We start from the raw sequence: 24,322 nt of genomic DNA, 5'->3' as shown, positions 1-24,322 counted from the left end.
CAGGTGATATGGGAATTCACTTTCGTAAAAAAGCGCCGTCAGAAACATTGCCAGTCCAATATGGTGAAGGGATTCGTACGCCTCCCAAGATGCGCTGGATTCTTCTGGTACTTATTTTAAGCATTCCGTTGGCTATTTTGTTGTATCAATTAATTAATGAATACGTCTTTATCCGTTTTTCCGGATTAATTGCTTACGACACCATCATTATCCGCGCGCCCGATGAAGGCTACATTGAAAATCTGAATGTGCAACCGGGGCAAAAGGTCAGGAAAGGCGAAATGATTTTAAAATTCATTTCACCGGAAACGCTGACCAAACTGAAATACCTGGAGAATGAAAAAGAACGCATCACCAATCTGATGAACTCTTTAGGCGATCAAACGCCAGAAAATCTGGAAAATTTACTGGATGTCGCTAAAAAGGACATTGATTCCAGCAAAGCGGTTTACGATCGTTTTGTGAAATATGTCAATAAAGGGGATATGGCGGAGCTGCAGTTGGAAGAGGCCAGGAAAAACTGGGTGAACGCGCAGAGAAATTATGCAGCGCTTGAACAGCAGATTCAGGAAGCCAAACTGCAATCCAAAACGCTCCTTGAGGTCAATTACAAACGTAAGATTTTAGAAATTGAAAGCAATATTGCGGAAGTGAAAGATAAAATAGCTCATTTTTCTATCCTGGCCCCTCAACCCGGCACCATCATGAGTATTTCGACGCATCAGGATGAATACGTGTCGGCCGGTCAAAATTTAATGACCATTGTTACTGAACGAAATATGCGTATCATTGCTTTCATTGATCCAAAATACGCTGAAGAAGTGTACCAGAACAAACAGGTCACCATCACTTTTCCTGGCAATGAGAAAATCGAAGGGCGCATCATCAACACACCCAGTTACGCGGAGAAAGTGCCTCTGTCGCAGATTAATCCGTTAGCTACCCGCGAGAATAAATTGATTGCCATTATTCGTCCCGATCAGGCGATCCCCCAAATATATCAGGTCTTTGGTATACCCGTTACTATCGAATTAGAATAAAATAATCAACTTTGTTAATTTGTAAACAATCATTGAGTGGATTATGACCGTTTTATCGTTAAAAATACTTGCTGCACAATCACTGAAAAACAACCATCCTGAAAAATTATTGGCTCTGTATGACAGAGAAATTGATCCCGGTATTGAGCAAACCTACATTACTCCTCAAATTGATGCGTTAATCAGAAAAGAAAAATCACACTATGAACGTGAGGTGGAGGCCAGGAAAGAAGCAGTGAAAGACACAACGTCGCAGGTGACAAGCAGCCGCTTTTTCCATAAAGTGTCGGCCTGTACCAGCATGACGCTCTCCACTGGCGTTCATGTGGCAACCTATTACATTCTTGGTGCCGCGGAGGTCGATGCGGACATCCGCATGATGTGGTTGGCTTTAACGCCGGTCTCTACACTGATTGGAATAGCCACAGGAGTGTTTTGCATTTACCCGTTTGCCCGCGGCATCGTGGGCTGCATGACGCCCTCAGTCTCTTCTGAAAGAACCATTGATCTTGAGCAGGTTGTTCGTCAAGGACGTTAAAAGACCTCGTTTAAACGCTGGGCTGGGGTGCATCGCTCAATGAATAGCCAATTCAATCATTAGTGCCGTTCATTGAGCAGCGACAGGAGAGAGCCTAAAAGAATAATGCTGACACCTATCATCTGCAGGAGGCTTACCTGTTCCCCCAGGAGCAGGATGCCGAAGATCACCACAAACACCGGTTCAAGAACGGATAAAATGGAGGCCTGGGTGGAGCTAATCAGTTTTAAACCATTTAACAACAGAAGAATGGGCAGGGCCGTGCACAGGATGCCGATGCCCAAAATATTACTCCAAACGGACAGGGTTTCAGGCAAGGTGAAGGACCGATCAAGCAGGGCGGTAATCAAGGAAATGATCATGCATCCCAGGCATAGAATCAGGGTCGAGGGCAGTGGTGATACACGGCTTTTCTTACTGGCCAAAATATAAAAAGCATAAAGCAGCGCGGATAGAATGCTTAAAACAAGGCCTAATGGATTAAAATTGAACTGCCCGCCCTGCACCAAAAACACCATGCCGCTGAAAATAATCAACAGGGAAACACAATAAATCAGGTTAAAAGGGAGCTTGTAGACGAGCTTGTTGATTAACATGACCAGGGCGGGGTAAGTAAAGAACACGACCATGGCCAATCCGGAACCGATGTGGTTTGCCGCGATAAAATACAGGATGGAGCAGGCACCATAGAAAAAAATCCCATGCCCCAGAATGGTTAAAAAATCCCTGCGGGTTAATTTGAGCCCATCCCTTTGCCAAAGCATGATCAAGGCAATAAATAATCCGGCCACCATGAATCGCCAGAATAACATGGTATAAACGGAAATATGCTCATGAATCACATTGATTCCAAAATAACCGATTAGACCAAAAAATAATCCTGACAACAGGCAATAAAGAATGCCTTTCGATCGTGAATACAAAGAAAACCCCTGGCCAAATCCTGTCATTGCCCAAATCATAATATGGCTTGGATTGTCAGTGCAAATACCCCCGTACAGTTATCGCAGGATTATATCTGGCAAATGCCTAAATCCAATCGGGCATGTGTTTCGCGAATTTCCCTCATGGTGGATGCTTCACACAGGCGAAGGCTTAAACCATGATGACCCAGTTGCATGCGCGGGACAATGCCAAAGGTTTTGTCGATGCGCAAAAGAATAAGATGACACGAGGTCTTCGGCGGTAAAGCACGTTGGTAAAAGCCGCTGAATAAGTCTATTTCATCGAATTGGGCGGTATCGCGAAGTAAGCGCAGGTAAATGTTGACGGTGCCCTGCAGGGTACGCAGGTGGTTTAACCAGATGGCCAAATCGCGTTGTCTCTCGCCGGGATTGGATTCCAGCCAGAGAAGCAATTGCGGGGAGTACATTTCGCAATCATTGCTTTGGGTAGGCTGTGTCAGGCGAATTGATTGCAGAAACGGATTCTGATGAATGCCTTCGCCAAACAGGCCGGCTGCGTGGGTTAAGGATTGAATCTGAGTATAAAGATTATCGTAAAGCGTGCTCGCAACGATGGTATTGGACTTGTTGATTGAATGCTCTATCCGCATCAATTCTTTAAGAAAACGGCTTTTTAATTCCGGTTTTTCGATCAGTTTAATGATTTCAATGATGTTTTTTAACGCATAATGATGGATGACCGGATGAGTTTCCTGACAGGCTTGATCAATGGTTTGATAAAGGCATTCAAGGCGCAAGGCAATTTTAGGCAAAAAATGGGTTGCCAGTTGAAAGGTGATCGTATCTTGAGGCATAAAAAATGCTATCCTTAGCCAACGTTTAAACAGTTTTTTTGTACTTGAAATATTAAAGTATAAAAACCTGTCTTTACAAGAGTTTTTAAAAATAATCAATACTTAGCGAGTGGAATTCAACGGTTGGCCTGCAAGAAACAAATACTTTTCGTGCAAATCATTAATAGTCTGTTCTAATTCTACAAGGGAACCTTCATTTATGATCAGATCGTCAGCAATTGCCCGTCTGGCGGCCTCGTCAGGTTGGGTTGCTAAAATAGCCAGGGCTTCTTCCCGGGTATGCTGATCGCGCGTCATCACCCGCTCAATCAAACGTTCAGGCTCACTTAAAATGACCAGGATTCGGTTTAAATAGGGGTAATGGCTGCGATCGAGCAATAAAGGAATTTCAATCACGCAATAGGGGGCTTCAAACGACGTAACCCGGGTTTCTATCCGTTGCCGGATTAGGGGATGAAGCAGATTTTCCAGCCACCGCCGTTCCTCCGGGTGTTTAAAAATTAGCTGACGTAATTTTGACCGGTTCAAGCGGCCCTGGTGAAGCATTTTATCGCCAAAGTGCTGCTGGATGGCCTGAAGTGCCGGTTGGCCCGGGGCCGTGACCTCGCGGGCGACCTCATCGGCAATGATCACCGGAATGCCTAAATTTTTAAAACAACGGATAGCGCTGGATTTGCCGCTGGCAATGTTCCCTGTTAAACCGATGCAATACATCAGGGTTTCGCCGCATTGATGTTTCGACAGGTTATCATGTTAATGTAACATGTCTCGGGAATACCGCTGTTATCCATGCAATAGGCTTTGGCGCCCAGGGCAGCATCATCGCGGTGCGTGTAGATGTCGCTTAGCCAGGGGGTTCCTGAAAAATCCAGTGCCGTGCATTGCCACATCGGGCGGGTGGAGCGTCCATCAACGAAGGCTTCACAATCGGCCTTGGACGTTTTGCAGGTTTCCGGGTATTCGCTTTGTTTTTTACAGGCGTCATAGGCTTTGTTAATGGCTGTAATTGAATAAACGCTCTGCGCCAGCCATTCCCGATTGGCCTGATCATGGGCTTTGCACAGCCAGAAGTTGTCTCCTGACGGTGTTTGTGCGATGGATGCGGCTGAAACGCAGAATAAAGCCAGGCTAGCTGCCTGCTGTAAGAATCGCTTCATTGGCTTTCTCCTCAATGAATGTGATGAGCTGCTCAATTGTCATGGCCCTGGCAAAGTACCATCCCTGTATATAGTCTACATGATGACGCCGCAAATAATCATATTGTTCCATGGTTTCCACACCTTCGGCGATGATGGCTAAGTCAAGCGAATTTGCCATGTTAATGATGGCCTGATTCAGGGTTTCGGTGATTGCACCAGTACCAATGGCCTGGATAAACAGTTTATCAATTTTAAGGTAATTAAAGGGGAGGTGCTGCAGATAATGAATGCTGGCATGCCCTGTACCAAAGTCATCAATGGCCAGTGAATAGCCGTGTTCACGGAGATCCTGCATGATGCGCATGCTGTCTTTGTCTTCTTTATTAAAAAGCTGCCGTTCGGTCAATTCAAGAATAATTTGCTGATTGTTAACGCCGTATTGCCGGCAGAGTTGATAGAATTGCGGAAAAAAACGCCTGTCGAGAAAATGATTGACGGAGACATTGAACGCCAGGTGAAAGTCTTCATTGCTGCCAAGAAGTTCAGCGCATTGCTGAAATGATTTTTCAACCAGTTGCAGGGTCATGGGTACGATAAGCCCCGAGGCTTCAGCTTCTTCTATAAACAAGTCCGGCATGATGGTCTGTTTGGCATCCATCTGCCAGCGGATGAGAACTTCAGCGCCGCAGAACCGGTTATTCGCTACATCCACAACCGGTTGATACATCGGTTCAAAATGCCCCTGCCTTAGTCCATTCTGCAGGGCGTAATCCAGCGAAAAGCGGTGGTTTAAGGCTTTTCGCAGAATGTAGTAAATGAGGAGTGAGAGGAGAATAATCACCGCGGCAATGATTAATTCGGTATAAATAAAGTGTTTTTCATAAACGAAACGCTTTGCCGTAAACAGCAGTTGGTAATCATCCAGGGTCTGGGATGGGATCCGCAGCATCACGCTTTTTTCCGGGGAAGGATCAGGCTGCTGCTGAGCGAGTTGAAAAACCTGCTTTTTATGGTGTGTGTCGTACAGGGCGATGGCTTTGAAACTGGTGGCTTCGAGAGGCCTTAACAGGTTTTCAAAAATGCTTTTTAAAATATACAGCGTAAAATGGTATTGCCCAAGCTTCTGCTGCAACAGATATGTCGGTTGGTTGTGATGGCCAGACTCAAAAGGCCCATGAAGATGAGGCGCCGATGAGGCAGGAAAAAAAACAGGCGGTGTGAGGTTTAAGGTGGAACACGTTGTCTTTCCCTTCGGATCGGTAATGGCAATGGCAGAGACATTGGGGTTGTTAAACAACCAGTCAGTGAGTACTGGCAATAACTGAGTTTGGCAGGCATTGAACTCGTCAGGGGTAAAATTTAAAGCAAACGTCCCTTGAATCAGATTTTCCATGAATTCATCAAACTGAAATGCCCGCTCCTTTGCGACCAGTTCCATCTGATCCTCGCGGGCTTCACGGTAATGCCGCCATTCATAGAAAAGAGCCAGGAACAGCACGATAAGCGATAGCAGGAACCAGCTGATGGTTAACGTTTGTTGTGCGCTTAACTGCCTGCTGTGGATGTCGTTTATCATTTTTTTGTTATTTATACACCCCATACAGAGAGTTTAGAGTGATTTCCGCCAATTGCCTAATCGTTTTCTCCTCCGCGTTCAAGGGTGGCAGCCAGTAAAGAGTATTGCCCAGCGGACGCAATAAGGCGCCATGCCGGCAGGCCTCCTGATAAAATCGCTGACTGATTCGCTGCCCTGGCAATGACTCCATGTCGGCGGCGACAATCGCCCCGAGGCTTCGCACCTGACTGAGTTTCCCGGTGGTTTCGGCAATGTCGAGCATCAGGGCGTGCATCAACTCACCCAATGCACGCGCCTGCTCAGGAATCCCCTCTGCCTCCATGACCTTGATGGCCGCTAAAGCGGCGCTGACGGCCAGGGCATTGCCGCTGTGCGTATGCGAATGCAGGAATGAGTTGCCCGAGGCATAATCATCATAAAAAAGAGTATACACATCATGGTCAATCAATACGCAGCTCAGGGGCAGGGCGCCGGCAGTTAATCCTTTGGACAGACACACCAAATCCGGTTCAACGCCTGCCCATTGGCAGGCCAGCCATTGCCCGGTTCGGCCCATGCCGGTCATGATTTCATCGGCAATGAAATAAATGCGATTATCGTTTGCCCACTGCGCCAGTTTTTTAAGAAAGTCGGCGCTGTAACAGAGCATACCGCCTGCGCCCTGAACCAGGGGTTCGACAAGGACAGCACAGGTCTGGTGCTTTACCTTTTCCAGTTGCGGCAAAATCGCCTGCCATGCCGCCTCGCTGTCATCCCATAAGGGGTCGAAACGGCCTTGAACATAAGGTACTTCCTGAATGAAGTGGCATTTTACGCCGTAGCCTTCGTAGGGTTTTTTATAGAGGCCCAAGTCGCTGACGCTGATGGTGGCTAAGGTTTCTCCGTGATAGGCATGGCGTAAGGCAATAAACTGGTTACGCTCCTTCTCGCCCCGGATCTGCATGGCATGAAGCGCCAGTTTCATGGCAATCTCAACGGCTGAGGAACCGTCGCTCGCAAAAAACACATGTTGTTTGTTGGTGATTTCGGCGATTTTTTCGCCAAATTCGGCGAGGAGGGGATGCGTGGTGTTGGCAGCGATCACCTGTTCAAAATACTGTAACTGTTGCCGGATGGCATCAACAATGGCAGGATGGCCATGCCCTAAGGATTTACACCACCAGCTTGAGATGCCGTCAATGAGGCGGCCCTGATCCGTATAGAGGTAGCTGCCCCTGGCTTCATGGACTACCAGCGGCGGGTAGGTTTCAAACTCTTTCATCTGCATGCAGGGATGCCAGATATGGTTTAAATCCTTCGCGATGACCTGCGCTATGTTAACCATAATATAATTTTCGGTTGACAAGAAAATTGGCGACTTTATCATGGCGGCACTGAAATAAAAAGAGAAGGTCTATGAACAAACCCAGCGCAGGATGGACGATGAGTGACATCGCGGCCATTTATACCCAGCCGTTTAACGATTTATTGCACAAGGCGCACACCCTTCATCGCACGCATCACCCGGCCAATGGCTTGCAATTAGCGACGCTGCTCAGCATTAAAACCGGTGCCTGCCCCGAAGATTGCGGATACTGCTCGCAAAGCGGACATCATCAAACCCACGTCGAAAAAGAAAAACTCATGCCGGTTGACCAGGTGCTTAAACAGGCACGGGAAGCAAAAGAGGGTGGCGCTACGCGCTTCTGCATGGGCGCCGCCTGGCGTTGTCCTCCCGATAAAGTCATGCCTCAGCTGCAGGAAATGATTAAGGGGGTTAAAGACATGGGGCTGGAAACCTGCATGACGCTTGGCATGTTAACCGGTGAGCAGGCGAAGTGCCTCAAAGAGGCCGGCCTTGATTATTATAACCATAACATTGATACCTCGCCGTCCTATTATGACAAGGTGGTCACGACCCGTAAATTCAGCGATCGGCTGGATACCCTTGAACAGGTTAGAAAAGCGGGCATCCGTGTGTGTTGCGGAGGGATTTTGGGTCTGGGTGAAACCCGCGAAGACCGTATCGAATTCCTCATGACGCTGGCGAACATGGAAACCCCTCCGGAAAGCGTGCCGATTAATCGTCTGATTCCGGTTGAAGGGACGCCGCTTGCGAAAGCCCGCCAGGTGGAGGGCATTGAGCTGGTAAGGACTATTGCCACGGCCAGAATTATCATGCCTGACAGCGTGATTCGCCTGACTGCAGGCCGTACTGAAATGAGCGATGAGTTGCAGGCCCTCTGCTTTTTTGCCGGTGCCAACTCGGTTTTCATTGGCGATAAACTGCTGACGGAAGATAACCCGCAACGCGATAAAGACAATAGCCTGTTTGGTAAATTAGGTCTGGAAACCTTCTCTTGAGTCAGTTTTCTGCCCTTTTTTCGGAGAAAATACAGGGATTGCAGCAACAAGGCCTTCACCGCACGCGCCAGGTATTGCCGGTGGACGGTACTTATCTGCATTTTTGCAGTAATGACTATTTGTCGTTAAGCAATGATCGGCGCGTAAAAAAAGCCTATCAGCAGGGGTTTGAATATTATCCCGCAGGCAGCGGCGGATCAGGCGTCATTTGCGGTTACCACCCCATTCATGCGGAGTTTGAGCAAACCATCGCCGCAGCGCTGGCAACGGATGCGGCGATGGTATTCGGCTCCGGCTATGCGGCCAATCTGGCTGTGGTTAATCTGTTGTCGCAGCTCGAACGGCACCTGCTTGTTGATAAGGCCATCCATGCCTCGTTTTACGATGGCATGAAGCTGGCTGATGCCCGTTTTAGCCGCTATCGCTCCAATGACACGGAGGATTTAAGGCAGAAACTCGCCCACACCGCGCAGGCGGTTGTGGTGACCGAAGGACTTTTCAGTATGAGCGGTCAGGTGGCGCCGTTGCAGGACATCAGTCATTTATGCGAAACGCACGAGGTCCCCTGCCTCGTCGACGAAGCGCATTCGTTTGGCGTGATGGGCGAACATGGTCTGGGCGCGGTCAGGCATTTTTCCCTAACACAAGAGCAGATACCGCTTCGGATCATTACCTTTGGCAAAGCATTCGGCGGACAGGGTGCGCTGGTTGCTGGATGTGGCGATTGGGTGGATGCCCTGGTGCAATATGCACGTCCCTACCTTTACTCCACCGCCATCAGTCCTGCCCTGGTGTATGGCCTTTTAAAGACGTTCCAGTTGATTTACGATGCCGATGACAGGCGGCGGCAATTAGAGGGATTGGTCCGTTATTTTCGTGAAAAAGCCGCGCAAAGTCCGCTGCGCTTCGCCGATTCGATGACTGCTATCCAGCAACTGCAACTGGGATGTCCGCATGCAGCCCTGAATTATGCTCAGGAATTAAGCAAACGCCGGATTTTTTGTCAGGCCATTCGCGAACCAACGGTACCGCGCAAGTACAGCGGGTTACGCATGGTACTCAATTGTCGGCACGAAGCGAAAGACATTGACCATTTATTTAACGAGCTCCACGCCATTTATGACACTGAACATTCAAATTAGAGGAAAAGGGCCGGCCCTGGTATTGCTGCATGGATGGGGGTTTGACCACCGCGTTTTTGAGCCCCTGGCGGCCGAACTGATCGCGCATTTTACGGTGTATCTGGTTGATCTGCCGGGGTTTGGCCGCTCGTCGTTAATGGCGTGGACTTCCTTTAAAGAGGAGCTTCTTCATGCCTTGCCTGCCGAATTTGCTGTGTCCGGCTGGAGCATGGGCGGTTTGTATGCCATGCGGCTTGCCATCGAGGAGCCGCTGCGGGTATCCCGATTGATGGTTACCGCTTCCTCACCGCATTTTATTCGCAAAGACCAGTGGCCAGGAATTGAAAAACAGGTGTTTGACGGCTTTTTCAGCAATTTAGCGCGGGATCCCGAACAGACAATGAGGAATTTCATTCAACTGCAATCCCGTCATCATTCGCTGATTCCACCGATTCCGGATAAGGTTTCAATTGAAGCCCTGCAGCAAGGTCTTACGATTTTAAACGATTGGGATTTACGAGAAGCCTTGCTTAATTACCAAAAGCCTGCCTGTTTTGTCTTCGGTCGCCTTGATGCCATTACGCCGCGTCTGACCCTGGAGGTCATGGCAGAAAAATACCCCGATTTTCATTACCGGCTTTTCCAAAAGGCGGCGCACATGCCCTTCCTGTCGCATCAGGACGATTATTTGCAATTATTATTTGAGTTTCTGTTATGAAGACTTTTTTTATCACCGGTACCAATACGGATTGCGGTAAAACCTATGCTACCTGCCAATTGATCGATTTTTATCGTCGGCAGGGGAGGCAGGTTTTGGCATTAAAGCCATTAGCCACCGGGTGCATCCAAGAGAATGGTGGCCTTTACAGCGAAGATGCCCGCCGGCTTAAGCACCATGACGGCAGTGACGTAGACAACAGTCATTGGCTGTTTGAACCGCCGATTTCACCGCATATCGCTGCCGAGCGGGCAGGAACGGTTGTGGATGCAAGGGCTATTCTTGATTATTGCCTGACGAAAGCAGTAAAACGCCCTGACCTGCTGCTGATCGAAGGGGCAGGGGGGTTAATGGTCCCCATCAATGCTCAGGAGACCTGGATTGATTTTTTGACACTCAGTCAAATTCCCGTCATCATTGTGGTGGGTATGCGGCTTGGATGTATCAATCATGCGCTGTTGACGGCCGCGGTGTTAAAAGCGCATGCCATTCCCTGTGCAGGTTGGATTGCCAACTGCCTGGATGAACACATGCTTTGCCTGGATGAAAACCTTAACACCCTGCGCGAGAAGATGGGGATGCCTTATTTGGGCCATATTCCCTTTCAGGGGCAATGGCTGCCAGAACCGATTGATTTTTGACAAGCTCTGTCTGGTTTGCGAGGCATAATGTCAAGATAAGCGTGATCATGAAACACATTCCAGCGTAGTTTATCGTCTTAAACCACTGGCTTGACCGTTGTCGCCACGCCACTTGTCCGTTATAATTTAGCGTTGTTTTTTCAAAACGTTTATTCCTTGGTTCCATTGCGTAATGGGCCATTGTCAACCATTGGGAGATTTTTGATGCCAATTTATGAATATGAATGTACGAATTGTCATCATCATTTTGATTTGATGCAGAAGGTCAGCGACGCGCCTGCAAAACAATGCCCGAAGTGTTTTGAAAATACCGCTGTGCGTCTGGTTTCTGCAGCAGGCTTTCAGCTCAAAGGCAGCGGTTGGTATGTGACCGATTTTAAAAATAAAAACAAGCCCGAAATTAAAAAAACGGAGGCCGGCGGCAGTGACGCCAGCGGTCAGAAGAAAGCAGATAGCGCCACAGGAAGCAGCGATACCGGCAGCACGAAAACCAAAGGTGAAAGTGATTGAAGTCTAAATCCATACGCAGTTATCTGTTTGCCGGCTTAGTGGTCTGGCTGCCAATTCTCGTGACTTTTGTTGTCTTGCGTTTTATGGTGGACCTGCTGGACAGCACCATTGCGCTCTTGCCCTCCGCTTATCAGCCTGAACGGCTTTTAGGTGTGGATATTCCCGGTTTCGGTGTTATTTTTTCCCTGGTGCTGCTAATTTTAACCGGCATTGTGGCGACCAATATTCTGGGGCAGCGGCTGTTTGGCTGGGGTGAGGCATTGCTCGCAAAAATCCCTCTGGTGCGCTCCATTTACAATGCGTCCAAACAGGTGATTCAGGCTGTTTTTGCAACCAACAGCCAGGCTTTCCGCAAGGTACTTTTGATAGAATACCCTCGCAAGGATTCATGGTCACTGGCTTTTATGACAGGAAACCCAGGGCCGCAGCTTTTTGCCAATACCACGGAGGAAATGGTATCGGTCTTTGTACCAACTACACCAAACCCGACATCCGGTTTTTTGATGATGGTACCAAAAAAGGACGTCATTGAAGTTGGGATGACGATTGACGAGGCGTTGAAATACATCATTTCACTGGGGGTCATGCCTCCTACGCTGACGCCGGAAATATTAACTCAAGCGAATTAAACAGGCGGTTTTATGAGATCACATTATTGCACATCAGTCAATGAAACTTTACTTAACGAATCCGTCAGTGTTTGCGGGTGGGTGCATAATCGCCGTGACCATGGCGGCGTGATTTTCCTCGATATCCGCGATCGCTCGGGCCTGGTTCAGGTGGTGTATGAACCGGAATTGGCTGACGTGTTCACGATTGCTGAAAAACTGCGTCATGAATACGTGGTTCGCATCGAAGGCAAAGTACGCCTCAGACCATCCGGGATGATCAATGAAAAAATGCCAACCGGTAAGATAGAAATCCTTGGCCAGACGCTGCAGATTTTAAACCAGTCACAAACACCGCCATTCCTGCCGGATGAGAATCAGACTGTGAGTGAAGATCTGCGTTATCGTTACCGCTACCTTGATTTGCGCCGAAGCGGCATGCAGCATAATCTGACCCTGCGCCACACCATGATCCGCTGCATTCGCGACTACTTAAACGAACAGCAGTTCATGGATATCGAAACGCCCATGCTGACCAAGGCGACTCCGGAGGGCGCGCGTGATTACCTGGTCCCGTCTCGCGTGCATCCCGGGCAGTTCTATGCCTTGCCGCAATCGCCGCAGTTATTCAAACAGCTGCTGATGATGTCGGGTTTCGATAAGTATTATCAGATAGTTCGTTGCTTCCGTGATGAGGATCTGCGTGCCGACAGACAACCTGAATTTACCCAGCTTGATATCGAGATGGCCTTCATCGACGAACAGGCTATTCAGAATCTGATTGAAGGCATGCTGAAAAAGGTCTTTAAAGAATTAATGCAGGTTGATTTACCGGAAAAACTGCCGCGCATGACTTACGCTGAGGCGATGCGCCGCTATGGCAGCGACAAACCGGATCTGCGTATTCCGCTCGAACTGGTTGATGTGGATGACCTGGTGAAGGATTCTGATTTTCAGGTTTTTTCCGAGGCGGCAAACCGCATGGATGGCCGAGTGGTTGCCCTGCGTTTACCCAATGGTTGTGAATTAAGCCGTAAAGACCTGGATGGCTACGGTCAATTTGTCGGCATTTATGGCGCGAAAGGCTTAGCCTATATCAAAGTCAATGATAGAAGTCAGGGTATGGATGGATTGCAATCGCCGATTATCAAGTTCCTGAAACCCGACAGTGTACAAGCCATTCTTGACCGTGTTGAAGCGCAAAGCGGTGATGTCCTGTTCTTCGGAGCGGGTCAGGAACAAACCGTCAATGAATCCATGGGGGCTTTGCGTGTCAAACTGGGCCATGATCGGCACCTGGTTGAAGACGGCTGGCGTTTGCTTTGGGTGGTAGACTGGCCCATGTTTGAAATAGATGCCAAATCAGGGTTATTACAATCCATGCATCATCCGTTTACCTCCCCTCAGGAACTGAACATCGAGTCGCTCAAGCAGCAACCGACTAAAACCTTGGCGAAGGCTTACGATATTGTGATTAACGGGTATGAAATCGGCGGCGGTTCCATCCGCATTCATCAACCGCAATTGCAACAGGCCGTGTTTGAATTATTGGGTATTGACGAGCAGGAAGCACAGGAAAAATTCGGCTTTTTACTGGATGCGTTGCAATACGGCTGTCCTCCTCATGGCGGTATCGCACTGGGAATGGATCGATTGGCCATGCTGCTCACGTATTCCAGTTCCATCCGTGATGTGATTGCTTTTCCTAAAACGCAATCGGCATCGTGTTTATTAACCAATGCACCAACCGGAGTCAGTGCGACTCAGCTTGGTGATTTAGGCATACGACTCGCTCCCAATGTGCAGAAATAGAATGGCTAGAACCGGTTTTTCCTCCTGGAGAAACTGGTTCTACGCAATAATCAGTGTAGTGTGCTTCGCTGTAAGTGCCCCTGTTTTAGCCAAGCCTGAGGGGAACAGCGGGCAATTAATCGAGTATCTCGCTCAGGAAAAAAATAACCTGACCCTGGTCTTGAATGAGTCCAGACTGCCTTCCATCCCGTCGAATGAAACCGAATACAAGCAATTAATTGAGCAGAATGACGCGTTAATCGCACTGAATAAAGCCAAAATAGCCAGCTATGAGAATTTCCTCGTCAATCAGACGAAACTGCAGGATGATTTTACTCAACGTTTAAAGCAGTTGCAGCAATTTCCCGGGGCCGATCTGACCCCCATGGACGCTCAGCAAAAGATAGAAAAAATTAACACATTAAACGACATCAATAAAAAAACCATCAGCCTGCTCAATGACAACATTGAGTTGGCCAAGCGTTATCAGCAACTGCTGTTAAGCCGCCAGCAGGCACTGCGCCTGTGGAAGTCAAAAGAGCAGTTGCGCGCAGAGCTGGATGCGCTTCATGCCAGGGAAACACGTTTAAATGACAGCCTGCTCAGCCTGTATGACAAGAGCATTGATCTGCAGCAGCAGATTAAAAGTGAAGGGGAATTCCGTAATAACTATGCCCTGGAAGCCCGCCTCTTATTAAATAACCAATTGATTAATCTGACCCAGCATAAAATGGCGGAACTCCACCTGCAGCGTAAATTGGCCAAGGCGGATTTTCTGCTTAAGAAAAATCCGGATATCCGTACGTTGCAGTCTGTGGCTGAAACCTATAAAACGACCATCGCCCAGCTTTCTGATATGGAACAATCCTTGCGTAAAATGCGCACGATGCTGAAAAATGAACAGAGTCATGTCAGTGAACAGGCGCTTAAAAAAAGTTTCACCGCGTTAACTGGCATCATCAATGATCGCATCGCCCGCATTGGTATTCAGGAACAAACGCTGCAGGAGGACCTGGAAAATCATCAGGAGGAGTTAAAAAAACAATTGTCGGTGAGGCAAAGCTTATCCGAATACCGTCTTGACAGTTGGCCAGAAATTTTAAGCCAGACCAGTAAGATTCCAAGTCAGGTCTATGGTTATTTGAAGATCCTTACACTCAAAATCAGGGATAATTACCAGTGGTTGGATACTTTACCGACGGTGTTGCTGTGGATGGCCCTAAGTTTCATCACCGTCACCACTACTGTGCTGTACCGCTTATTGAAACAACGCAGCCGCGACAAGGAGCGGTCACGGTTAACGGGTCATTTGTATGAAGGCACACTGACACTGTTTAACCGCAACTTGCCTTTATTAGGCGTCACCGGTGCTTTCCTCTGCCTGTTTTATTTTAACCACATTCCTTTTGCAAACTACCAGATGCTGATGCAATTAAGCTTGGTCGGACTTGCATTCAGCACCTTGATTCAGATTGCAAGGCTCGTGTTGTTAGAGCGCGTAACCGACTCCTCGGGGACGGATGTGCGCTTGTATCACCGTTTAAAATGGCTGCTTTTAGCCGGCGGGTGGACAACAGCGCTCATGGTGATCAGTTACCTGTTGCCCTTATCAACGCTGTTGCAGGATATTTTCAATCGACTGTTCATGCTGTTTTTAGTAGCGGTTTCGATTCTTTCCTGGAAAAACCGTCACATCATTACCCATTTGCTTCATCCGGTTTTGAAAAGTAAGAAACGCTATTTCCGACACGCGGTGATGCTGCTTGTCATTCTCATTCCTTTGACCCTGATGGCTATCGCTGTGATCGGCATGGTCGGTTACATCAATCTGGCCTGGACATTGAGCCGCTACCAGATGCAGTTGCTGCTGTTATTGTCTGCTTACGTGCTGATGCGCGGTTTATTGTTTGATGCCATGGAGCTGTTGTCGGAATGGATGATTTCCACCATGACCAATGGCTGGCTTTGGATTGAAGTCTGGCTTAAACCACTGGATAAAATATTACGTGTTGGATTGCTGGCCGCTTCAATCTATGTCGTGTTTCAACTGTTTGGCTGGCATTCGGATTCTCTGGTGATGGCTAAACTGGTCCAGTTTGGCCATTACCCCTTAATCAACATGGCCGGGATACACATCACAGCCTTCAGCATCCTTAATTTTTTAATCCTGCTTTCGGTATTCATGTGGGCTTCCAAATGGACACGCGAATTCAGTTACCGCTGGCTGTATCGCGATGCGCGTGATCCCGGTATTCGTAATAGTCTGTCGGTATTTACCCAATACGCCGTCATTCTCATTGGCGGGTTTGTCACCTTAAGGGCGCTGGGATTTGATTTCAGCGGCATGTCCATGGTCATCGGCGGTCTCGCGGTAGGGATGGGGTTTGGTTTGCGTGATTTTGCCAGTAATGTGGTGGGTGGTTTAATGCTGCTGATTGAACGCCCGGTCCGTGAAGGCGATCTCATTACACTTGGGAATTATGAAGGCCGGGTGGCTCATATCGGCATACGCTCCATGCGGGTATCGTCCTGGGACAACATGGAAGTGTTGATTCCCAATGCGGAAACATTCAACAAACCCTTCACTAACTGGACACACCAGGACGGCATTGTGCGCACCGTTATTCCTATCAAGGTCAGTCGTGCAGATGATCCGGTCATGATTCAGCAATTGATTCTGGATGTGTTGGCCATTATTCCCGAAATTGTCGCCGATCCGCCGGCCCAGGTTTTCCTGAAACAAATTGATGACGCCTTGATCGAATTTGAAGTGCGTTATTTTATTAACGTGCAGTTGCATACCCGTTTTGAAATACGCTCCAAAGTCCTGTTTGCCATTGCCGCTCAATTCAAGGCTGCCGGCATTAAACCACCGATTCCCCCCATCAGTGTGGAGATTAAAGAAGGTGAACATGAGGCCTTATTCATTAAATAGCAGCCCCGCCAGCGAAACGGAGTTGCTGCAACGCTGCGAAGCCATTGAGGGGTTGAATTTTGCCCAGCTCGCGGCTGAATTATCGCTGTCCATCCCTGAACAAGCCGCGCGGCGCAAGGGGTGGGCGGGTCTGGCCATTGAGCAGGCATTAGGTGCAACAGCCGGTTGTCAACCGGTGCCTGATTTCAAGAACCTTGGCATAGAACTCAAAACCATCCCGCTAAGCCATCAGGGTACGCCTGCAGAGTCCACATTTGTCACCAGCATTCCCTTAATGACTATCCATCAGCAGCAATGGCTTAACTCGCAATGCTTTGAAAAATTAAAACGTGTCTTGTGGATACCCGTTGAAGGGGATAATCGTATTCCTTTTGAGCAACGACGGATTGGGCGTGGGATACTGTGGTCGCCGAATGCCGAAGAAGAGGCCATACTCGCCTCGGACTGGCATGATTTGACCACCATGATTGCCACGGGCCGGCTGGAAGAGATTGATGCGACTTTCGGCCATTATTTGCAGGTACGTCCCAAAGCCGCCAACACCCGTTCATTGTGTTATGGATTTGACAGTGAAGGCAATAAAATTCTCACGCTGCCCCGTGGTTTTTACTTGCGTACAGCCTTTACCCGGCGATTGCTCGATTTGTCCTAGTCTTTGCAAGGGCGCTGTTATTCGGTAAAGTGACAAGGAATCATTTAAAAAAGGAATTGATCATGAAAACTATTCTCGCTCTGTTGAGTGGTATTGTCCTCACTCACACTCTGTATGCTGCTGACGCCGCAGGCAATAATCAGGTTCAACAATTAAACACGGAAATTCAAAACCAGTTAAAGCAATTGCAGGCTCAACAGCAGCAGCAATTGGCGGCTTTAAATACGCAGCTTCAGGCACAAATCAAACAGGTCCAAACGCAATTGCAGACTCAGATTCAAACCGTCAATGCCCAAACCCAGAATCAAATGAAGCAGATACAAACCAGCCTGCAGCAACAGATTGCCCAGGTGCAGCAGCAGATGGTTAAACAAAACCAGTAATTTGATGCTGGATAAGTAAATCGTCCATGACAAAAAAACTACCCTGCAGGCAGGGTAGTTTCGGAGAGAGAAGGGGATTATCCTATCAAGTCCTCCTGGGTGGCGACAACCCCGAGCAACGTGACAATGCCATTATTGCTTAAATCAATGATGGTGTTGGGACCGAAGTAATTAATACTCTCAATGGTTACCCCAGTGAGCTGTAACGCATCTTCAATCAGATTGAAATCACTGATGGTGTCATTGCCGGATGGCATAGCGGTATAAACAAAGGTGTCGTTGCCTGCACCGCCCGCCAGTGTATCATTGCCTGCGCCGCCATCGATAATGTTGTTGCCGCTATCGCCGGTGATATTATCCGCCAGCGAGGTACCAACAATCTTTTCGACACCCGTCACGTGCATTTGATTGGATCCCATCTGCAACAAACCGGTTGTGCCATTGTAGGTGGCTGCGACAACCGGATTGAACAGGTCGCCAATCCTAAACAGATTCAGCGTATCCAGGTCGCTGCCATCCGCTTTTTCGCCCATTTCCACGAGGGCATTGGGATTGGTATCCAAGGCTGTCACGTTCAAGGTATCGCTGCCTTGACCCAACTTGTAGTGTTGAAATTTATAAAAGGCATGCTCATTGGACGTCAGGAGACCCTGTTCACTAATCAACACAGCGGGCAGATCACTGTCCACAGACGCATCCCAATTCACTTGCAAGTGGGGAGGATTGCTGTTGTTTTCATTGATACTGACTAACTGAGTCAAGTCGACGATGCCTTTTAAACCGCTGTCATTGGAGATAATCGTCCAGGGCTTAAAGCTTGCATCATTTCCTACCGGGACAACCACTTCACGCAGTCCTGTCAGTTTGGCGGTCACGGAATCCTGAGTGGCATCAAGACCGCTGCTGGTTAATGACAATTTAACATCCCCGAAGGATTGTTGCGTGAAGGTGGATTGAGGAATGCCGAGGTTTTGCAACGCGGCAATCGCCGCAAGCGCAATTAAGGCTGCAATTAATCCATACTCAATGGCGGTTGCATTGAACGCATAAGCACCGTTTTGGAAATCCAGTGTCGCGACGTTGTCAATGTTGGGACCCGCATTATTAAACTGCATCTGCAGATTGATTTTCTGGATATCATTGGAAGTCGCCGGAAGCCCTGCGGAATTGTAAACAAACAAACCCACATTGGTGGCACCTGTGCCTTCGATCATCTGGATGGTTGTTGACGGCTGAGGATTGGTTCCGGTAATCGAGCTTGGGATGGATTGATCAAACAGGAACGTGTAGTTGCCGCCCTGGTCAATCACAAAGGTATTGCCGCGATCGCCAATGAGGAAGTTCTCCACATCATGAACCGTCATGCTGTCGGTGTCTTTGCTGATCACATCGGTACTGGCAGTGTAGGTCACACCGGAAATGCCCCGCAAATCGACGGCGTCAGCATTCACTTCGCCAGCCAAATTAACAACCAGCCCATTGATGACGTCTTTAACCACCAGGACATCGTCCAAATCGCTGGTGCGAATACTGTCAACCCCTGTTTGCAGGACATCGTTCGCAAACACTTGCCCATTCTCCAGTTTCACAGCGGTTGCGGTGTCTGTATCCACATCGAAAAGAGAAGCCACAGGACCAGTTGCCAGGGATTGCACTGTTTCCTGAGTGCCTGCTCCATCGGTATAACTGACTGTCGCGGTGATCGTTTTACCGATATCCCCCTCAGTTAATGTGTAAGTACTGCCATTAGCACCTGAAATGACATTACCATTGGCAAACCACTGATAGTCAAAGGCGCCAAGGCCTTCCACATCCGCCAGATTGGCATTAACAGTGAGAACCTGGCCCTCCTGAGGTGTCCCCTGAATTGTCACATCGCCAGTGGGCGCATCATTGACGGCAGCCACATTGATGTGAACCACGGCCTCACTGGTTGCACCATCGCCATCTGCTGCAACGTAGGTAAAACTGGCAGGGCCATTGTAATTGGCTGCTGGCGTAAACAGGACGTTACCGTTATTATCCAGGGTGATTGTGCCATTGGTGGCATTGCCAACCGACTGGATGGTCAGCACGTCATTATTGGCATCGGTGTCATTGGCCAGTAATACACCCGCGGCAAGCACCAACGGGGTGTCTTCATTGCCATCAATCACATCATCCATGGCAACGGGTGCGACATTGTCTGAGAGCACGGGATCGGTGACTGCTGAAACCACGGTTTCCTGGGTCCCCCCGCCATCAGTATAATTCACAGCGACGGATATCACTTTACCGACGTCTGCGTCAGTAAGCGTATAGGTACTGCCCGTAGCGCCATCAATCGTTTCGCCATCTGCTTTCCACTGGTAAGTGAGAACACCCAGACCGTCAATGTCATTGATGGCACTGGCGTCGGCTGTGAGTGTTTGATTTTCAATGGCTTCACCGCTAATGATGACTGCCCCTGTTGGCGCATCATTGGCAGCTGCAACAGTCACAGTCACCGTGGCCTGGCTGGTACCGCCACGCCCATCACTGATGGTGTAGGTGAAACTGTCAGAGCCATTGTAATTACTGTCGGGCGTGTAAGTAATAACGCCATCGTTAAGCGCCACGGTACCGTGAGCGGCATTGCCAACGGACTGAACGGTTAATGCATCGTTATTGCCATCGGTATCGTTGCCGAGGAGATTGGCGACGGGGATAGCCAGCGGCGTGTCTTCTACCGCATTCACAATATCCCCATTGGCAACCGGTGCGACATTCAGGGGTTCAACTACTTTAAGAATGACATTCTCGATGGTGTTGACAATTAAATTCCAACCCTCGACGTACGCGGCAAAATTAAACAGCAGGTTATTACAGGCGTCCTGAAATGCAGCAAGTGCCTGTTGAACATCCGCGCGGGCAAAAAACTGGGAAGTACCCTCGATGATGAGGGTGTCATTGCCATTACCACCAATGTAGATATCCAGCGCATTGAGATTGTTTTCGACATGGTAAGTAAAGGTATCGTTACCATTACCGCCACTAAGAAGATCAGAACCGGCGCCGCCATCCAGGGCGTCATTGCCATTGCCGCCGTTGAGAATGTCGGTACCATCGCCGCCATTTAACGTGTCGTTGCCATTGCCCCCATCGAGCAAATCATTTCCGGCACCACCAAGGAGAGTATCGTTGCCGTTCCCTCCCAATAAAATATCCGAACCACTACCTCCATCAAGCAGATCATTGCCGTTACCACCATCGAGCAGATCACTCCCGGAACCGCCGTTCAGTGTATCGTTACCATTACCACCTAGCAGTAAGTCATTTGCTGCGCCACCCTCGATAACATCAGCACCGTTGGTGCCCGTTATAATCGTCATGGCTACACCTCTACAACTAAGACAAATTAAAGTATAGTATTGTATAAATTTTAATCAAGAAGATTGCAAAAATGAATCCAGGCATGGTTTTTACAGACGGTCTTTACATCATCACTCTTCGTGGAATGCCCGCTCAAAACTGTCATGAAGCGGGGTAATGAAATAATTAAATGCGGTCCTTTTTTCAATAATAATCATCACCTGAACCGGCATGCCGGGATAGAGAGCAACGTGTTTAAGTTTATTGAGTTCATCTTTGTTAAGGATGATGCGGGCTTTGTAAAATTGCTTTTTAGTTGCCTGGTCTTCGAAGACATCGGGGGACACCTGAGTCACGATACCCTCAACCAGGGGCGTATTTCTCTGCTTGAAAGCGACAAGCCTGACTTTCGCCGTTAAGCCCGGTTTAACTGAATTAATGTCCAGTGGTTCAATCTGAGCTTCAACAATGAGTTGATCACCCGACGGGATAATGTCAAGGATGTCTTGTCCCGGGGTAATGACGCCGCCCGAGGTGTGTTTTTTTAGGCCAATGACAGTACCTGATTGCGGTGCTGTAATCAATGTTCGTTTTAAAACATCTTCGGCTGCTTTGCATTTTTCCGTCAGGTCGGCAAGCTTTTGTTGCACTTCGCGGAGTTCTTCCAATAAATCCTTGCGGCGGGTTTCAATCATGGTAAACAGTTGCGACTGAATTTCGCCTATGCCCTGATGGGCTTTGGCAATTAAACCCAGGTGTTCTCCGCGATCACCGGTTAAACGCGCGGCTTCGCGTTTAAGCGCCAGCAACCGCGGTTTATCAATTAACTTCCTTTCCTCCAGGTATTGTACGGCCTTGATCTCCTCTTCAATCAATTTGAGCTGTTCGTTATTGGCGATCACCTGAGCATCAAGGCTGCTGATTTCTTTTTTATATTCCTCGATTCGCTCATTTAAAATTTTGCTTTGTCCTTCATAACTTTTGTTACGGGCGATAAATAATTTGTTTTGGCCTTCAATGATTTTTTTTACTTTAGGATCATGGGCTACCTTCTGTAATTGCGCGGGATAATGGACTTGCTTTTCATTATTGAGTTCGGCAAAAATGCGTGCCTCCGCGGCTAAATTTTCATACAGTTGCCCCTGTAATAAATCCAGTGTGGCTTTAGCCTGTGTGTCGTCCAATTGAATGAGGGGCGTGTTGGCTTTAACCACAGAGCCTTCATTAATATAAATGGTTTTTATGATGCCGCCTTCCATGTGCTGAATGGTTTTGCGTTCATATTCTACCACCAGTTTGCCCTGCGCTACGGCAGCGGCATCTAGATGGAACAGTAAGGACCATAAGAGAAATCCGCCAATAAAAAACAAAAGAATCGAAAGCCCTGCTTTAATCACGTTGCTTATGGCAGGTTTTTCCGGAGTTTGCGGTAGTTGGTTAGTGTCCATTAATTCCCCTTGGACTGAGAGGATGCGTCAGCCTGAGCGGCGGCTAATTCTTTAAGCTTATTCAGTATCTGATCGCGGGGACCGGAGAATTGAATTTTGCCTTCATTAAGGACAACCAGAGTATCAACAAAATGAATGACGTGGGGACGATGGGCGATGAGGATCACTGTGGCCTGACGACGCTTTAATTCCTGCAGGGCATTAAGAAGTGCCAGCTCACCGTCACTGTCCAAATTGGAATTGGGTTCATCGAGAATTACAAGCTGCGGATCCCCATATAAGGCCCGGGCTAAAGCAATGCGTTGACGTTGCCCTCCGGATAAACCAAAGCTGTTGCGGTGAATCACCGTATCATATCCTTGAGGGAGCCTGAGAATGAGCTCATGGCAGCCAGCCTGTTTTGCTGCTTTAATGACGGCGGCATCGTTGATTGTTCCCATGCGGGCGATGTTTTCTTTCACACTGCCATTGAATAATTCAATGTCCTGGGGCAGGTAACCCACGTATCGGCCAAAATCGGTTCGTTCCCATTGATAGACATCGGCGGTATCCAGTCTTACACTGCCGTTATTGGGTTTTAAAACCCCGGCAATCAGTCGGGCAAGCGTTGATTTTCCTGCGGCCGAGGGACCAATGAGAGCAGCCATTTCCCCGGCCTTGATGTGGAGATTGATGCCGTTGATCACGAATTTCTGAAGGGCAGGCGGCATGTAATAGAGATTTTCAATGGACAAATAGCCTTTGGGTGCAGGCAATTGAATACCGCTTAAACGTTGCGACTGAAAAGCCAGATGGGGTTTAAGCCTGTCAATGGCATGTTTTGCGCTTTGGTATTGTTTCCAGGCACTGATGGCTTGCTCAACCGGCGCTAAGGCACGCGACATTAAAATGGAGCCGGCAATCATCATTCCGGAGGTGATGCGATTGGTTAAAACCAGGTAAGCGCCCACACCCAGGATAAAAATTTGCAGAGAAGAGCGGATAAATTTACTCAGGGCTAGAATATTGCCGGAAATTTTGCTGGACTTAATCTGGAAATTGAGAATCGTTTCATTGTTCTTGTGCCAGGCGCTGATTAGGGCAGGCAACATGCCCATGGCCTGAATGGCTTCGGCATTACGTAAACTGGCTGCCATTTCCTGTTGCGTGCTTATCGCCATCTCACTGGCATCACGCAACAGTTTCCGGGTGCACAGTTCATTGAGCAGCGCGCATAAAAAAAGAATGAGAGCCCCTGTCGTCGAGATCCAGCCCAAGACAGGATCGAGCATAAAGATAACGATGAGATAGACGGGCACCCAGGGTGAATCAAAAAAGGTAAAAACGGCAGAGCCGCCAATAAACTGCTTAACTGCGGCAATATCCCGCAAGGCATGTTCGGGATAGGTATTGCCAAGAAGAATCTGGTCAGGACTGAGCGCCAGGGCAGGCGGTGACAACTTCTGCTCAAACCAGACACTGACATGGATAATAATGTAGGTTCTGATTGCATCCAGCAGGCTTAAAATAAGAAGAGCCAATACTGCAATCAAGGTTAAATAGATCAGGGTATCGTAACTATAGCTCGTAAGTACCCGGTCAAAAACCTGCATCATGTAGAGAGGGGTTGTGAGCATGAGGACATTGATAAAAAGACTGAAAAGCCCAACATAAATGAATGCACTTTTGCTGGCCTCAAAGGTCTGTTTCAATGGGTGTTTTTCTTTTGGGGCCATGTACAACGGACAAACGTGAGAATTATGTAATAACTATAGACTACTGTATAAAAAATGTTATTCCCTGCTTGCCTG

General features: G+C 48.3%; 21 protein-coding genes. 12 read left to right on the top strand and 9 right to left on the bottom strand.

The annotated features are described in order from the left end of the window. Nucleotides 1–8 precede the first annotated feature (8 nt). Both Lrub_RS02640 and Lrub_RS02635 read left to right on the top strand, forming a co-directional pair. Entirely contained in the window at nt 9–1,040 is a 1,032-nt protein-coding gene (locus Lrub_RS02640) for an HlyD family secretion protein (RefSeq protein ID WP_058530658.1), read from the top strand. A gap of 43 nt (nt 1,041–1,083) precedes the next feature. After that, on the top strand, nt 1,084–1,578 hold the full coding sequence (locus tag Lrub_RS02635) for a hypothetical protein (RefSeq protein WP_058530657.1): 495 nt from the start codon (nt 1,084–1,086) through the stop codon (nt 1,576–1,578). Between the two features lie 59 nt (nt 1,579–1,637). Here the strand turns inward: Lrub_RS02635 and Lrub_RS02630 are convergent, their stop codons facing one another. The 6 genes from Lrub_RS02630 to bioA all read right to left on the bottom strand — a co-directional run bounded on the left by Lrub_RS02630 (nt 1,638) and on the right by bioA (nt 7,376). Continuing rightward, on the bottom strand, nt 1,638–2,528 hold the full coding sequence (locus Lrub_RS02630; RefSeq protein ID WP_058530656.1) for a DMT family transporter: 891 nt from the start codon (nt 2,526–2,528) through the stop codon (nt 1,638–1,640). Nucleotides 2,529–2,590: 62 nt separating this feature from the next. Then, on the bottom strand, nt 2,591–3,337 hold the full coding sequence (gene zapD, locus Lrub_RS02625; protein WP_058530655.1) for a cell division protein ZapD: 747 nt from the start codon (nt 3,335–3,337) through the stop codon (nt 2,591–2,593). A 102-nt stretch (nt 3,338–3,439) separates the two neighbouring features. After that, the gene (coaE, locus tag Lrub_RS02620; protein ID WP_058530654.1) at nt 3,440–4,051 is read right to left on the bottom strand and encodes a dephospho-CoA kinase; all 612 of its coding nucleotides are present in this window, start codon (nt 4,049–4,051) and stop codon (nt 3,440–3,442) included. Then, a complete protein-coding gene (locus tag Lrub_RS02615; RefSeq protein ID WP_058530653.1) occupies nt 4,051–4,494 on the bottom strand; it encodes a hypothetical protein in 444 nt (147 codons plus the stop codon). The genes coaE and Lrub_RS02615 overlap by 1 nt, the downstream gene beginning before the upstream one ends. Then, nucleotides 4,466–6,052: an EAL domain-containing protein gene (locus tag Lrub_RS02610; RefSeq protein WP_065235709.1), complete on the bottom strand. Its 1,587-nt coding sequence runs from the start codon at nt 6,050–6,052 to the stop codon at nt 4,466–4,468. Before Lrub_RS02610 ends, Lrub_RS02615 begins: the two co-directional genes overlap by 29 nt. Before the next feature lie 7 nt (nt 6,053–6,059). Next, the gene (gene bioA / locus Lrub_RS02605) at nt 6,060–7,376 is read right to left on the bottom strand and encodes an adenosylmethionine--8-amino-7-oxononanoate transaminase (protein ID WP_058530828.1); all 1,317 of its coding nucleotides are present in this window, start codon (nt 7,374–7,376) and stop codon (nt 6,060–6,062) included. Between the two features lie 71 nt (nt 7,377–7,447). On the opposite strand from bioA, the gene bioB reads away from it, so the two are divergent. The 10 genes from bioB to Lrub_RS02555 all read left to right on the top strand — a co-directional run bounded on the left by bioB (nt 7,448) and on the right by Lrub_RS02555 (nt 17,754). Beyond that, nucleotides 7,448–8,395 (top strand): biotin synthase BioB, encoded by a 948-nt coding sequence (gene bioB / locus Lrub_RS02600; RefSeq protein ID WP_058530651.1) that lies wholly within the window; start codon nt 7,448–7,450, stop codon nt 8,393–8,395. Beyond that, nucleotides 8,392–9,537 (top strand): aminotransferase class I/II-fold pyridoxal phosphate-dependent enzyme, encoded by a 1,146-nt coding sequence (locus Lrub_RS02595; protein ID WP_058530650.1) that lies wholly within the window; start codon nt 8,392–8,394, stop codon nt 9,535–9,537. The genes bioB and Lrub_RS02595 overlap by 4 nt, the downstream gene beginning before the upstream one ends. After that, nucleotides 9,515–10,234, top strand: a complete 720-nt coding sequence (locus tag Lrub_RS02590; RefSeq protein WP_058530649.1) for an alpha/beta fold hydrolase — start codon at nt 9,515–9,517, stop codon at nt 10,232–10,234. Before Lrub_RS02595 ends, Lrub_RS02590 begins: the two co-directional genes overlap by 23 nt. Continuing rightward, nucleotides 10,231–10,875: a dethiobiotin synthase gene (gene bioD, locus Lrub_RS02585; RefSeq protein ID WP_058530648.1), complete on the top strand. Its 645-nt coding sequence runs from the start codon at nt 10,231–10,233 to the stop codon at nt 10,873–10,875. Before Lrub_RS02590 ends, bioD begins: the two co-directional genes overlap by 4 nt. Nucleotides 10,876–11,079: 204 nt before the next feature. Further along, the gene (locus tag Lrub_RS02580) at nt 11,080–11,385 is read left to right on the top strand and encodes an FmdB family zinc ribbon protein (protein ID WP_058530647.1); all 306 of its coding nucleotides are present in this window, start codon (nt 11,080–11,082) and stop codon (nt 11,383–11,385) included. Next, nucleotides 11,382–12,014, top strand: a complete 633-nt coding sequence (locus Lrub_RS02575; protein WP_058530646.1) for a DUF502 domain-containing protein — start codon at nt 11,382–11,384, stop codon at nt 12,012–12,014. Before Lrub_RS02580 ends, Lrub_RS02575 begins: the two co-directional genes overlap by 4 nt. A 12-nt stretch (nt 12,015–12,026) precedes the next feature. Beyond that, entirely contained in the window at nt 12,027–13,805 is a 1,779-nt protein-coding gene (gene aspS, locus Lrub_RS02570; RefSeq protein ID WP_058530645.1) for an aspartate--tRNA ligase, read from the top strand. Nucleotide 13,806: 1 nt separating this feature from the next. Then, a complete protein-coding gene (locus tag Lrub_RS02565) occupies nt 13,807–16,719 on the top strand; it encodes a mechanosensitive ion channel domain-containing protein (RefSeq protein ID WP_133134077.1) in 2,913 nt (970 codons plus the stop codon). Then, nucleotides 16,697–17,371 carry a DNA mismatch repair endonuclease MutH gene (gene mutH / locus Lrub_RS02560; RefSeq protein WP_058530643.1) on the top strand — a complete coding sequence of 225 codons (675 nt, stop codon included), beginning with the start codon at nt 16,697–16,699 and terminating at the stop codon, nt 17,369–17,371. The genes Lrub_RS02565 and mutH overlap by 23 nt, the downstream gene beginning before the upstream one ends. Nucleotides 17,372–17,433: 62 nt before the next feature. Further along, nucleotides 17,434–17,754: a hypothetical protein gene (locus tag Lrub_RS02555; protein WP_058530642.1), complete on the top strand. Its 321-nt coding sequence runs from the start codon at nt 17,434–17,436 to the stop codon at nt 17,752–17,754. Nucleotides 17,755–17,831: 77 nt separating this feature from the next. On the opposite strand, the gene Lrub_RS02550 is transcribed toward Lrub_RS02555, so the two are convergent. The 3 genes from Lrub_RS02550 to Lrub_RS02540 form a co-directional block, all read right to left on the bottom strand. Further along, nucleotides 17,832–21,104 carry a cadherin-like domain-containing protein gene (locus tag Lrub_RS02550; protein ID WP_058530641.1) on the bottom strand — a complete coding sequence of 1,091 codons (3,273 nt, stop codon included), beginning with the start codon at nt 21,102–21,104 and terminating at the stop codon, nt 17,832–17,834. A 111-nt stretch (nt 21,105–21,215) separates the two neighbouring features. Beyond that, complete coding sequence (locus Lrub_RS02545; protein ID WP_058530640.1) at nt 21,216–22,532, bottom strand: HlyD family type I secretion periplasmic adaptor subunit; 1,317 nt, start codon at nt 22,530–22,532, stop codon at nt 21,216–21,218. Then, on the bottom strand, nt 22,532–24,247 hold the full coding sequence (locus tag Lrub_RS02540) for a type I secretion system permease/ATPase (RefSeq protein WP_065235700.1): 1,716 nt from the start codon (nt 24,245–24,247) through the stop codon (nt 22,532–22,534). The genes Lrub_RS02545 and Lrub_RS02540 overlap by 1 nt, the downstream gene beginning before the upstream one ends. Between the last annotated feature and the right edge of the window lie 75 nt (nt 24,248–24,322).

The sequence above is a fragment of the Legionella rubrilucens genome (assembly GCF_001468125.1).
In the GTDB taxonomy this organism is placed as follows: Bacteria; Pseudomonadota; Gammaproteobacteria; order Legionellales; family Legionellaceae; genus Legionella_C; species Legionella_C rubrilucens.
The sequence above is the reverse complement of the archived record's forward strand: the minus strand, read 5'-3'. Positions and strand labels throughout refer to the sequence as shown.

Bases quoted from the DNA above. Each gene is read 5' to 3' on its own strand.
- Lrub_RS02640 (WP_058530658.1), top strand. From the start codon at position 9: ATGGGAATTCACTTTCGTAAAAAAGCGCCGTCAGAAACATTGCCAGTC.
- Lrub_RS02635 (WP_058530657.1), top strand. From the start codon at position 1,084: ATGACCGTTTTATCGTTAAAAATACTTGCTGCACAATCACTGAAAAAC.
- Lrub_RS02630 (WP_058530656.1), bottom strand. From the start codon at position 2,528: ATGACAGGATTTGGCCAGGGGTTTTCTTTGTATTCACGATCGAAAGGC.
- zapD (WP_058530655.1), bottom strand. From the start codon at position 3,337: ATGCCTCAAGATACGATCACCTTTCAACTGGCAACCCATTTTTTGCCT.
- coaE (WP_058530654.1), bottom strand. From the start codon at position 4,051: ATGTATTGCATCGGTTTAACAGGGAACATTGCCAGCGGCAAATCCAGC.
- Lrub_RS02615 (WP_058530653.1), bottom strand. From the start codon at position 4,494: ATGAAGCGATTCTTACAGCAGGCAGCTAGCCTGGCTTTATTCTGCGTT.
- Lrub_RS02610 (WP_065235709.1), bottom strand. From the start codon at position 6,052: ATGATAAACGACATCCACAGCAGGCAGTTAAGCGCACAACAAACGTTA.
- bioA (WP_058530828.1), bottom strand. From the start codon at position 7,376: ATGGTTAACATAGCGCAGGTCATCGCGAAGGATTTAAACCATATCTGG.
- bioB (WP_058530651.1), top strand. From the start codon at position 7,448: ATGAACAAACCCAGCGCAGGATGGACGATGAGTGACATCGCGGCCATT.
- Lrub_RS02590 (WP_058530649.1), top strand. From the start codon at position 9,515: ATGACACTGAACATTCAAATTAGAGGAAAAGGGCCGGCCCTGGTATTG.
- bioD (WP_058530648.1), top strand. From the start codon at position 10,231: ATGAAGACTTTTTTTATCACCGGTACCAATACGGATTGCGGTAAAACC.
- Lrub_RS02580 (WP_058530647.1), top strand. From the start codon at position 11,080: ATGCCAATTTATGAATATGAATGTACGAATTGTCATCATCATTTTGAT.
- aspS (WP_058530645.1), top strand. From the start codon at position 12,027: ATGAGATCACATTATTGCACATCAGTCAATGAAACTTTACTTAACGAA.
- Lrub_RS02565 (WP_133134077.1), top strand. From the start codon at position 13,807: ATGGCTAGAACCGGTTTTTCCTCCTGGAGAAACTGGTTCTACGCAATA.
- mutH (WP_058530643.1), top strand. From the start codon at position 16,697: ATGAGGCCTTATTCATTAAATAGCAGCCCCGCCAGCGAAACGGAGTTG.
- Lrub_RS02555 (WP_058530642.1), top strand. From the start codon at position 17,434: ATGAAAACTATTCTCGCTCTGTTGAGTGGTATTGTCCTCACTCACACT.
- Lrub_RS02550 (WP_058530641.1), bottom strand. From the start codon at position 21,104: ATGACGATTATAACGGGCACCAACGGTGCTGATGTTATCGAGGGTGGC.
- Lrub_RS02545 (WP_058530640.1), bottom strand. From the start codon at position 22,532: ATGGACACTAACCAACTACCGCAAACTCCGGAAAAACCTGCCATAAGC.
- Lrub_RS02540 (WP_065235700.1), bottom strand. From the start codon at position 24,247: ATGGCCCCAAAAGAAAAACACCCATTGAAACAGACCTTTGAGGCCAGC.